Annotated in this window: 12 protein-coding genes and 1 tRNA gene; 8 read left to right on the top strand and 5 right to left on the bottom strand. The window is 61.4% G+C overall.

All coding sequences use genetic code 11. The features are described from left to right. Nucleotides 1-104 precede the first annotated feature (104 nt). Nucleotides 105-1,814, bottom strand: coding sequence for a transglycosylase SLT domain-containing protein (locus GWC77_RS21350; RefSeq protein WP_173260153.1), 1,710 nt, complete (start codon nt 1,812-1,814; stop codon nt 105-107). A 182-nt stretch (nt 1,815-1,996) separates the two neighbouring features. Next, on the bottom strand, nt 1,997-2,788 hold the full coding sequence (gene gloB / locus GWC77_RS21355) for a hydroxyacylglutathione hydrolase (protein WP_173260154.1): 792 nt from the start codon (nt 2,786-2,788) through the stop codon (nt 1,997-1,999). 17 nt (nt 2,789-2,805) lie between these two features. Here gloB and GWC77_RS21360 point away from each other — a divergent pair, with 17 nt between their 5' ends. The 4 genes from GWC77_RS21360 to GWC77_RS21375 all read left to right on the top strand — a co-directional run bounded on the left by GWC77_RS21360 (nt 2,806) and on the right by GWC77_RS21375 (nt 5,060). Continuing rightward, nucleotides 2,806-3,675, top strand: coding sequence for a class I SAM-dependent methyltransferase (locus GWC77_RS21360; RefSeq protein WP_173260155.1), 870 nt, complete (start codon nt 2,806-2,808; stop codon nt 3,673-3,675). Nucleotide 3,676: 1 nt separating this feature from the next. Continuing rightward, nucleotides 3,677-4,123, top strand: a complete 447-nt coding sequence (gene rnhA, locus GWC77_RS21365; protein WP_173260156.1) for a ribonuclease HI — start codon at nt 3,677-3,679, stop codon at nt 4,121-4,123. Nucleotides 4,124-4,184: 61 nt separating this feature from the next. Next, the gene (gene dnaQ / locus GWC77_RS21370) at nt 4,185-4,937 is read left to right on the top strand and encodes a DNA polymerase III subunit epsilon (RefSeq protein ID WP_173260157.1); all 753 of its coding nucleotides are present in this window, start codon (nt 4,185-4,187) and stop codon (nt 4,935-4,937) included. A 48-nt stretch (nt 4,938-4,985) separates the two neighbouring features. Beyond that, nucleotides 4,986-5,060 (top strand) — tRNA-Val (locus GWC77_RS21375). 123 nt (nt 5,061-5,183) lie between these two features. Here the strand turns inward: GWC77_RS21375 and GWC77_RS21380 are convergent. Next, nucleotides 5,184-6,233, bottom strand: a complete 1,050-nt coding sequence (locus GWC77_RS21380) for a glycosyltransferase family 4 protein (RefSeq protein WP_173260158.1) — start codon at nt 6,231-6,233, stop codon at nt 5,184-5,186. 286 nt (nt 6,234-6,519) lie between these two features. Here GWC77_RS21380 and GWC77_RS21385 point away from each other — a divergent pair, with 286 nt between their 5' ends. Then, a complete protein-coding gene (locus GWC77_RS21385) occupies nt 6,520-7,011 on the top strand; it encodes an AidA/PixA family protein (RefSeq protein ID WP_173260159.1) in 492 nt (163 codons plus the stop codon). Between the two features lie 413 nt (nt 7,012-7,424). Here the strand turns inward: GWC77_RS21385 and GWC77_RS21390 are convergent, their stop codons facing one another. Together GWC77_RS21390 and GWC77_RS21395 are read right to left on the bottom strand one after the other, a co-directional pair. Further along, nucleotides 7,425-7,883 (bottom strand): hypothetical protein, encoded by a 459-nt coding sequence (locus tag GWC77_RS21390; protein WP_173260160.1) that lies wholly within the window; start codon nt 7,881-7,883, stop codon nt 7,425-7,427. Beyond that, the gene (locus GWC77_RS21395; RefSeq protein ID WP_173260161.1) at nt 7,874-8,755 is read right to left on the bottom strand and encodes a hypothetical protein; all 882 of its coding nucleotides are present in this window, start codon (nt 8,753-8,755) and stop codon (nt 7,874-7,876) included. The genes GWC77_RS21390 and GWC77_RS21395 overlap by 10 nt, the downstream gene beginning before the upstream one ends. Nucleotides 8,756-8,780: 25 nt before the next feature. On the opposite strand from GWC77_RS21395, the gene GWC77_RS21400 reads away from it, so the two are divergent. The 3 genes from GWC77_RS21400 to GWC77_RS21410 all read left to right on the top strand — a co-directional run bounded on the left by GWC77_RS21400 (nt 8,781) and on the right by GWC77_RS21410 (nt 10,540). Next, nucleotides 8,781-9,095: a fucose-binding lectin II gene (locus tag GWC77_RS21400; protein WP_173260162.1), complete on the top strand. Its 315-nt coding sequence runs from the start codon at nt 8,781-8,783 to the stop codon at nt 9,093-9,095. A gap of 144 nt (nt 9,096-9,239) precedes the next feature. Then, the gene (locus GWC77_RS21405) at nt 9,240-9,620 is read left to right on the top strand and encodes a hypothetical protein (RefSeq protein ID WP_173260163.1); all 381 of its coding nucleotides are present in this window, start codon (nt 9,240-9,242) and stop codon (nt 9,618-9,620) included. 428 nt (nt 9,621-10,048) lie between these two features. Next, nucleotides 10,049-10,540, top strand: a complete 492-nt coding sequence (locus tag GWC77_RS21410; protein ID WP_173260164.1) for a hypothetical protein — start codon at nt 10,049-10,051, stop codon at nt 10,538-10,540. Nucleotides 10,541-10,651: the final 111 nt, after the last annotated feature.

Below are 10,651 nucleotides of genomic sequence, written 5' to 3' on the forward strand. Positions count from 1 at the left end.
CCTATTCCCTACAATGGACAGACGGCGATGCGGTGGTATGGGCGGGGGTTCGCCGTCGGAAGGACGACGACGTATCACCGCGTATCAAGCACGTATCGAAGCGCTCACTGCTGCTTGGTTTGCCCGCGCGACGACGCAACGGTCGTGCTCTGCTGCCGGCCTTGCACCGGCTTCGCGCTGCTCTTCCTGGCCGACTTCGAGGCCGTTTCGACGCTCTTTCGGGCCGGCGCGTCTGCCTTGCTTTCGCCTTTGCCATCGGCTGCGGCACGGGCCGCAACCTTCACGGACTTGGTCCGGGACCCGCCGCGCGCGGCGCTCCGACTCGCATGCGCTTTCGGTTTCACTTCGGCCGCGCGTGCTTCGATCTTCTCGGCGCGCGCATCGGCCGGCACTGCCGTGGCGATTTTCTGCGGTCCCGGCTCCGCCGGCATCGTCTTGCCCACCGGCACGTGCAGCACGATCACCTGACCCGGCATGAGCGTTTCGCGCCGGGTCTTGTTCCATGCCTTCAATTGCGCGATCGAGACCTGATAGCGCGCCGCAACCGCCGCGAGCGATTGCTTGCGACGCACGCGGATCAGCATCTTGCGGGTGTCCGGAACGTCGGGCTCCATCGCAAGCACCGCACTTTCGGCAACATCGGCGCTGATATCCTCGTCGTCGCCGTCACGCGGCACGAGCAACGTCGAACCGGGCTTCAGGCGCATGCCGGCCGGAATCTTGTTGACCTCCATCAGCGTGTCGGCATCGACCCCGAGCTTTTCGGCAAGTGCCGCAGGCCGCGCGCGTTCGGTCACCGTATAGGTGGTCCAGGACGACAATTGGCCGCCGTACGATTTGAGATTGCGTTCGAAAGCGCTTGCGTTGTCGAACGGCAGCAGGATTTGCGGCTGCGTCGCGCCGAGGATCACCGGCCGCTTGAACGACGGGTTCAGCGAACGGAACTCGTCGAGCGACATGTCGGCGAGCTTCGCGGCCGTGGCAACGTCGATATCGTGCGACGTCGTGACCGTCACGAAATACGGGTGGTTCGGAATCGACGGCAACGCCAACCCATACATCTGCGGATTGACCACGATGTTCTTGACCGCCTGAAGCTTCGGCACGTAGTTGCGCGTCTCGTTCGGCATGCGCAGGCTTTGATAGTCCGTCGGCAAACCGGCTGCCTGATTGCGCGCGATCGCACGCTGCACGTTGCCTTCGCCCCAGTTGTAGGCGGCCAGCGCGAGGTACCAGTCGCCGAACATGTCATGCAGGCGCGACAGATAGTCGAGCGCGGCGCCGGTCGAAGCCAGCACGTCGCGCCGCTCGTCTTGCCACATGTTCTGCTTGAGGTTATAGGTGCGCCCGGTGCCGGGCACGAACTGCCACATGCCCGCCGCCTTCGCGACCGACAGCGCCTGCGGGTTGTACGCCGATTCGATGAACGGCAGCAGCGCGAGCTCCGTGGGCATGTGCCGCGCCTCGAGCTCTTCGACGATGTAATAGAGGTACTTCTGCGAACGCTCCGTCATGCGCTGGACGTAGTCCGGGCGCTGCGCGTACCAATTGACCTGCATATCGACCAAGTCGCCCTGCAAGTCCGGAAGCTGAAAGCCGCGGCGGATACGGCCCCACAGGTCGCTGTCCGCGGTCGTCAGTTGATCGACGGAGCCGGTATCGACGTCGATCGTTTGTTTCGCGGTGGCAGTGCGCAGGGAGTCAGGAGCGGCTTGCGGATTGGAAGCGTCGTTGGAGGAGGAGTTCGCCGTCGGTCCACTGCTCGCGCAGGCGGCGAGCGTCAGAACCAATAGCGCACTGAGGATGAATCGCATGAACGTCTCGGCTTCCAAAACTGGAAATTGCAGGCGATAGTACGAAAGCATACCGCCCGCGTCAACTGAAAAGCTAAAAAAATGCTGACAAATCCGAGGCTTGGCGCACGTTTTCGATTCATTTTCCGAGCCCGGCACCCGCTTTTGCCGCAGTCGCCTGCTCGTGTCGCGCCATGCCGCGCCTAGCGGAAGCGGTTTTTCCACTCCCGCATCAGCGTGAACGACTTCAACTTGTCGGGTACCGTCTCGTGGAGTTGTGCGGCGAGCGTGGCGCGAATCTCATCGCGCTGCGCGCGCAGGAACGGGTTCACGGCGCGCTCGTGCGCGATCGTCGTGGGCAGCGTCGGCTCGTCGCGCGCTCGGCGCGCCGCCGCCTCCTCCTGCCACGCCCGCAGTTCGGCATTGCCGGGCTCGCAGGCCAGCGCGAAGCGAATATTGGCCAGCGTATATTCGTGTGCGCAATGCACTTGCGTTTCGCCGGGCAATGCCGCGAGCGCATCGAGCGAGGCAAGCATCTGCGCCGGCGTGCCTTCGAAGAGCCGCCCGCAACCGCAGGCAAACAGCGTATCGCCGCAGAATACATGGGGCGCCGCGCCGGCGCTGCCGTCCTGGAAGTATGCGATATGCCCGCGCGTATGGCCGGGCACGTCGAGCACCGCCAAATCCATCGCGGGCGATTCGAGGTGCACGCGATCTCTGCCCGACAGCGGGTGCGTGACCTCGGCGATGGCTTCCGCCGCCGGCCCATAGACGGGGATCGATGCGTGGCCGCAAAGATCGGCGACACCGCCGACATGGTCGGCATGGTGGTGCGTGAGTAAAATAGCGCTCAGTCGCAAGCGTCGTTGCGCGAGAAACGCGCGCACCGGAGCGGCTTCGCCCGGGTCGACCACGACCGCATCGCGCCCGTTCGACACGAGCCAGATGTAGTTGTCCGTAAAGGCCGGCACCGGTACGTATTCGAGCGTATTCATAGGCGACGCACCACACGATGTCTGATCGACCGATTATAGACTGGCCCGCCTGGACCGACTCTCCGCCCGGCCGTTATGTCCTGGCGTGGGAGCAGGCGCAGCTCGACCGCGTCGTATCCAATGTATTCGGTTACCACGCGCTGCAACTGGGCCTGCCTCAGCTCGACGCGCTGCGGGAAAACCGTATGCCGTGCCGCGCGCTCGTGCTGGACGCAGCCAGCGGCGCAAGTGCGCCCTACCGTTTTCCGCCGGCCGCGCCCGACTCGCTTGCGCCGCCTGCACCGCCCATACCGCCGCTGCCGCCCGATGCGCCGCTCTCGCCAAGCGACCGCTTCGCGCCCGACGGTCGCCCCACGGTCTGGTGCGATCTGCTGGATTTGCCGTTCGAAGCGCAAAGCGTCGATCTGATCGTGATGCCGCATACGCTCGAATTCACGCGCGACCCCCACCGCCTGCTGCGCGAGGCCGAACGCGTGCTGATGCCCGAGGGGCAACTGATCATTCTTGGCTTCAATTCGCTCAGCTTGTGGGGCGTGCGGCAATCGGTGGGCAAAATGACCGGACGCCCTTTCGTGCCGGCCGCGCAAGACCTCATCGCATTCACGCGCATCAAGGACTGGATCAAGTTGCTCGGCTTCGAACTTGAACGCGGACGCTTCGGCTGCTATCGTCCGCCCCTCGTCGGCGAAAAGTGGCTCACGCGCTTTTCGTTCATGGAAGATGCCGGCGACCGATGGTGGCCCATTTTCGGTGCCGCCTACATGGTGACGGCGGTCAAGCGCGTGCGCGGCATGCGGCTCATTGGCCCCGTCAGGACGAAAAAGCCGGTGCTCGCACCGGGGCTCACGCCCGCAGCAACTCACAAGACACACAACCCGAGAATATGACGTGACGCCCGAGTTCATCGAAATCTATACGGACGGCGCGTGCAAAGGCAATCCGGGCCCCGGCGGATGGGGCGCGCTGTTGCGCTATGGCACGCAGGAGAAGGAACTCTTCGGCGGCGAGGCGTGCACGACGAATAACCGCATGGAACTGATGGCGGTCATCGCCGCGCTGGAAGCGCTGAAACGTCCGTGCAAGGCCGTCATCCATACCGATTCGCAATATGTGCAAAAAGGCATCAGCGAGTGGATTCACGGCTGGAAGAAAAAGAATTGGATGACGGCCGCGAAGACGCCCGTGAAAAACGCCGACCTCTGGAGGCGGCTCGACGCACTGGCGGCTATGCATGAAATCGAGTGGCGCTGGGTGAAGGGCCATGCCGGGCATCCCGAGAACGAGCGGGCCGATGCGCTGGCGAACCGCGGCGTCGCCGCGCTGGCCGTTGGCTGAGTGCGTGGCCGTCGCGCCGCGCGTGCCTCGAAAAAACCGTTTTTAAGCTACCTTGTCGACTATGCGCCAGATCGTTCTCGATACCGAAACCACAGGCCTCAATGCACGCACAGGCGACCGCATCATCGAAATCGGCGGCGTCGAACTGATCAACCGCCGGCTGACCGGCAACAACCTGCATTTTTATATCAACCCGGAACGCGACAGCGATCCCGGCGCGTTGGCGGTTCACGGGCTGACCACCGAGTTTTTGAGCGATAAGCCGAAGTTTGCGGAGATCGTCGATGAACTACGTGACTATCTGCGCGGTGCCGAGCTCATCATCCACAATGCGGCATTCGACTTGGCCTTTCTCGAGGTCGAGTTCGCGTTGCTCGGATTGCCGCCGTTCTCGGAACACTATGCGAGCGTGATCGATACGCTCGTTCAGGCGAAGTCGATGTTCCCGGGCAAGCGCAATTCGCTCGATGCCCTGTGCGATCGCTTCGGTATCAGCAATGCACACCGCACGCTGCACGGCGCGTTGCTCGACTCGGAACTGCTGGCCGAGGTCTATCTCGCGATGACGCGTGGCCAGGAAAGCCTCGTCATCGACATGTTGGGCGACGCACCGGCCCAGGCGGATGTCGCTGCACCGCGCGCCGGGGCGGTGCTCGAGTCGGTGGTGCTGCCCGTGTTGGCGGCGCAGGCCGAGGAGCTCGCAGCGCACCAGGCCGTGCTCGACGACATCGAAAAGGCGGCCAAGGGGACAAGTGTCTGGCGACGCGAGCCGGCGGTCGATGACGGCAATACGCCCGTTGCGCAAGCCGCTTAAAAAGCGCTTTACGTGCCGCGCGGCGTCTGCCATAATTCAAGGCTCTTCGGGTGGTTAGCTCAGCGGTAGAGCACTGCCTTCACACGGCAGGGGTCACTGGTTCGATCCCAGTACTACCCACCAGATTCATGGGTATGTAGGAAGCCCGAAGAACAAAGGCCCTCTGGCGTTAGCCGAGGGCCTTTTTCTTGGTGCTCCGAATGTCGACCGAGCCCGGAAGGCCGCACAGTTGTCCTCTTATCCCGCTCAAGAGGCAACACAGCTCGCCAACAACGTTTCCCATTGAACCGCTCTCCGCTCCCAGCGAAAGTAGGTGCAAACCTCCGACGCCTGACGGAGTTTTTCGTCGGCCCAGCGAGCAATATCGGCCTTCTTTTTTTCGACCCGATCCAGCAAGGCACGTCGGAAGTGCGCCGTCGCTTGAACCGGATCGCTATCCAGCAGTTCATGCGGAACGTAGGTTGCAAACGATCCGCAGGTCTCCGGCAACGCGCCCCGATCGGGCACGATGACATCCATCCCGGCGGCAAGCGCCTCCAACGCCGCAATACAGAACGTTTCCGTGAACGTATTCGGATAGACGAAGAACGATGTCTCGCGCAGCGCTTGCGCCAACGCCGGCTGTGCGAGGGATCCGATGAGCGCTACATTGGGAAGCCGGCGCGCGCGCGCATACAAGGAGAGATACGGCGAATCATCCCCTTGATAGACCGCCATGCTCGAAAACGCGCGTAATTCGATCGACGAAGGGACGCCTTCCATGACATCGATGAGCTGATCGAGACCACGAAATGGCGTGCTCGTATAGGCCACGATATCCGTGTGTTCTTTTCCTGCCCGCAGTGCACTGGCCGATTCGAAGAGCTCCACGAAGCTCGGCGTCAGCCCGTTATGAATGACGAAAACCGATCGATCCGCTAACGGAAAACGGCGTTGTGCACGTTGCTTCTGGTAATCGGAGACGAAGACCGTGGCGGATAGACTTCGAGCCACCTCGGGTTCTATCTCCAGCAAGCCCTTCTGATCCGGATTGTGATGGCACCAGAAAATCAACGGCGTTCCTCGCGGTAGAAGCTCGTTCGAGAATGTCGGCGCGAGTGCCGGCCAATTGACGATGATCACCGCGTCGAATCGCTGCTCATGGAAATACATCGCGTTCAGATGAGCAGGCAGATGCAGGCAGTGGCACCCCATCTTGAAGTCCGGCGCGTCGTTGTGGCTCAGAAGATGGACGATGTGTCCGCGCTGCGCAAGCGCGCGAGAGAGGTAGCATACGCACGATTCCGAGCCTCCCAAAGGGTTTGTCCACGGCGTCGAAACGTCAAACGTGCACGACCAGCTGACGAAGCAAATCTTCATGGACGCATTTTGGGTTGAGCACTTGATCGGAATAGCAATCTTCCGCAGCGATCCCGCTATCGAAAGTATTGCTCCACCGAACGTACAGTAAACGTCGCGGCCGACGCGCTCGCAGTTTTGCTAGGTTTGGGCCCCCGTGGCTGTTCTATTCTGCGTACGAAGCACCCGTAGCTGTCATTGTGCTTCCCGCCCAGATGCCGTACCCCCCTCGAAAGGAGAGGCCATGACAACCGATGTGCTAGTTAGCATCGATGCTGCAACGATATACAACACGTTCAAGTCGGCTCAGACGACGACTGGCAAACCACAGCCTGTCGGCGCAGCGCACGTTTCCGTCATGACGTCCAATGGACAGAAGTCGAGCCAGAATGTCACTGATATCGAGGTCGAAGAAGGAGATCAGATCGCATGGTGGGTTCAATGCACCGGCCTTTACACCTGCGTGATCTACAACATCGTCGACGCCAAGACCGGCCAAGCGATTGGATCCCAAGGCATCATCAGCAAGCCCCAGTTGAAACAGTTGAAAGGACAGTTGCTCACCAATGATGACAACCCCAACAGCCCAACATTTCAGTCCGCTTGGCTGTATTTCTGGGGTGCCGATGCGCAGAGCACGGGCACCTTGACATACGGCGTCCAATTCGCGATTTACGATCACAACGCCACTGTCCTCGGCTATTACCAATTCGTCGGTGCGGGTTCAGTGTCGTAATCGCAACGCCCGCAGTCGGAATTCGATCAGAAATGCGTGGGGTAGCGATGCGATGAAAATATTCAAGAGCGTTCGAGGTGGCCGCAGCGTCTTATCCGTAGCACACAGACGATCTGTTGCAGCTTTTCGGCTGCGTTCACGCGTTTCCCTTTTTGATTCTGCCTCCGGGAGCGGGCATCGACACCACGCGCTACAGCATCGCCACTGTGGCGGTGCCCAGCCCGCCCCGCGCGTAAATAACGTGCATCGCCGCCAGCCTGGAGTGGCGAAAGCCTGCTCGTACGAGCGCAGTCCCGCGTGGTGTTATCGAACGGATCGGTAAGCGAAAACAACGACCGCGTGCGCCCAATCCGTTCGGCAGCGGTCGTACCGAACGCTGCCGCCAATTCGGTCACAGAAACTCAGAACGTCGTTCAAGCCTCAAATTTCGGGTAATCAAAATGGCCAACATAAAATATGGCGATATCGTTTATGTCAAGACCACCGCAGGGGGTTACGGCACGACGAAGAATTTTCTGGATGTCGACGCAAGCGGGCAGCCCATCTACGCGGCGGTCGATGCTGGCACGCCATGGACGATCCAGCCTCCGCTGAACAATCCGACTCCCAAGCAGACCCGCGGAAACCCTGTTTGCTCTGACGACATCGTCAATCTGAAAAGCGATCGATACGGTTATCTCGCAGCCGCGAAAACGGATGTGATCGTCACCAGCGATACCGGCGGCAACATCGACTGGGCCATCGCCATCGATGGAGGCACAGTCGGGAGTCCCGTTACCGGCGGGGACGAGATAACCTTTACCAGTACCGTCGAAGGCACGATGTACGTCGTCGACCCGCCCAATCCCGATGTCCCGCCCTTTCACGTGCATGTGCTCGCAGTATCGGGACAGGCGCCTGGCGTCATCGATTGGATGCTCACATTGTCGACGCCTTCGCCGAGCCCGTCGCCTTCGCCGAGTCCCTCGCCTTCGCCAAGTCCGTCGCCTTCGCCGAGTCCGTCGCCCTCGCCGAGCCCGTCGCCTTCGCCGAGCCCGTCGCCTTCGCCCAGCCCGTCGCCCTCGCCGAGCCCATCGCCGTCGCCGAGCCCATCGCCGTCGCCAAGCCCGTCGCCTTCGCCAAGCCCATCGCCTTCGCCGAGCCCGTCGCCTTCCCCGAGTCCGTCGCCTTCGCCGAGTCCGTCGCCGTCGCCGAGCCCATCGCCTTCGCCGAGTCCGTCGCCTTCGCCGAGCCCATCGCCGTCGCCGAGCCCGTCGCCTTCGCCGAGTCCGTCGCCGTCGCCGAGTCCGTCGCCGTCGCCGAGCCCATCGCCTTCGCCGAGTCCGTCGCCGTCGCCGAGCCCATCGCCGTCGCCGAGTCCGTCGCCGTCGCCGAGCCCATCGCCTTCGCCGAGCCCATCGCCTTCGCCGAGTCCGTCGCCGTCGCCGAGCCCATCGCCTTCGCCGAGCCCATCGCCTTCGCCGAGCCCGTCGCCTTCGCCGAGTCCATCGCCGTCGCCGAGTCCGTCGCCGTCGCCGAGCCCATCGCCTTCGCCGAGCCCATCGCCTTCGCCGAGCCCGTCGCCTTCGCCGAGTCCATCGCCGTCGCCGAGTCCGTCGCCTTCGCCGAGTCCATCGCCGTCGCCGAGTCCGTCGCCTTCGCCGAGCCCGTCGCCTTCGCCGAGTCCATCGCCGTCGCCGAGCCCGTCGCCTTCGCCGAGCCCGTCGCCCTCGCCGAGCCCGTCGCCGTCGCCGACACCATTCACGATCCCATCCGGGACACGATTTGGAGTGACGGTCCTGCTGAATTCGACCGCTGAGCAGACGGTCGAGGTATGGCTCGGCAGCGATACGGCGCCAAGCTATAGGCTGACCGCTCAAGGAAACGAGAACAGTAATCGCGGAACCGCGGTGTTGACCAGCGACAACACAGGGCAGGTCACCGTCAAGGTATCTGCAAGAGGTAACGCATGCCAGTTGAATACGCAAGCAATCGCAGCTCAGCAATCGCAGTATGTCGGTGTCGTTGCCGCCTACAACGGCACTGATAACGATGGCGTCTATAACGACGCATACGTCATCCTGAACTGGGGCCAATCCAGCTAGATCGCATCCGCCCCGAAGCACTGCGCGCATCGCGGAGTTCCAACGCTCTGCGATGCATCCAACCGGTCGAGGAAGCAATCCGACAACAGCATTTCGATCGATGTCGACTATTCGATTCTTTTAAAGCATTGAAGGAGCATTGCAATGTCCGATACGCCCGCTTTGACCACCACGCTCAAGCTGAAACCAGGGCAAATGTATACTGCAACCGTCCTCGTGAACTCGAAGGAAACGAGGACCATCACGTTGCTCGGTGACTCCAACGATCCATTGATGCCGCTGGGTCCCTTCGTCGGTGCGGCGTTCTCTTCCGGTCCAAATACCGTCGAAACAAACCTCGGAACTCAAACGTTTTCCACTGAATCAGAGTCGGTGACCGTCAGTATCTCGGCGGCGAATCCGCTCGCCGCAATTCAAACGTTATCTGTGCAGGAAAACCTCAACACCCAGCTAGTGGTGGTGTCACAGCAAGAGAGCAACGTGCTTTTCGACGACGTTCTTGTCATCATCACCGGCCCGTTGTGACTACGCCGCGACGCGGGCCTGATTGCGCGGGGATGGCGGCAGCATCGTGGCCGCCGACAGAACGCGCTGAATCGCGTCACACGTTTCGCCATCGACCGCGATTTGCGGGCATGCATGTCGGCTGGTACATCGACGGTCTCTGCCTTTGGTCCACGTCCACAGCGGAGTCATCACAGTCGCAGCCCTGCTTCCATACCATTCAGGATTCGGGCCGGGACATCCTTCGGGGTAACCACGACGCGAACTGCTCAACGATCTCCGAGCAGTTTGCCTTTGGAAAAACCAATACCAATTACATCGCGGTAGTCACAGCGTGCGGCAGCGAAGGCGACCTGTTTCAGGTGCAAATGTCGTCCTGTATCGGAAGAAACTCCGTGATAGCAGAGCACTGAGCGAGTACCCGGCCGGACAACCAAATGAGTCGATAAATGAACACCGATAATTACGTAAGGTACGGACAGTACGTGTACGTCAGAAGGTACGACAGCGCCGGCAGCCAATTTTATTTGTACTGCAGTCAACCGCCGACAGCTAGATCCGCCGTTGCACTGAAAGCCACAAACACGCCTGCTCATACGACGTGGCGGATAAGGTCCACAGAGAGCGGCGTTGACCCTAAAGAAGGGAATGTGGTCGCTAATCGGGACACCATCTATTTGTCGCTCGGTGAAAATTCGACATCGGTTGCTTCCCTGTGCGTGGGACAGGTGGTCACCCTCGGACAATCCTCGGGTCAAGAAGTATTGGTCGCCTTGGACGGCGTACCGTGCGCATTGACGATCATGGTGCCCAACGTCTCCCCGGCGCCGAACGCGCTCGAATATGAGATGTGGACTGAGCTTCACTACGGCAACGTGATATGGGGCAGCGTCGTGTTAGGCACCCACAACCCAGATGCGGGCGCCCTAGCAGCTTGCTGAAATACCACTCGCCTGGTCATCGGACGAGGTGGCCGAAGCGTTGATAAGAAAGCCCTGTCTGCCTCCTGAAGATCATGCGCGGTAGCGACACATTCACCGAGAAGTTGTTCA

Source organism: Paraburkholderia sp. NMBU_R16, from assembly GCF_013282575.1.
Lineage (GTDB): Bacteria > Pseudomonadota > Gammaproteobacteria > Burkholderiales > Burkholderiaceae > Trinickia.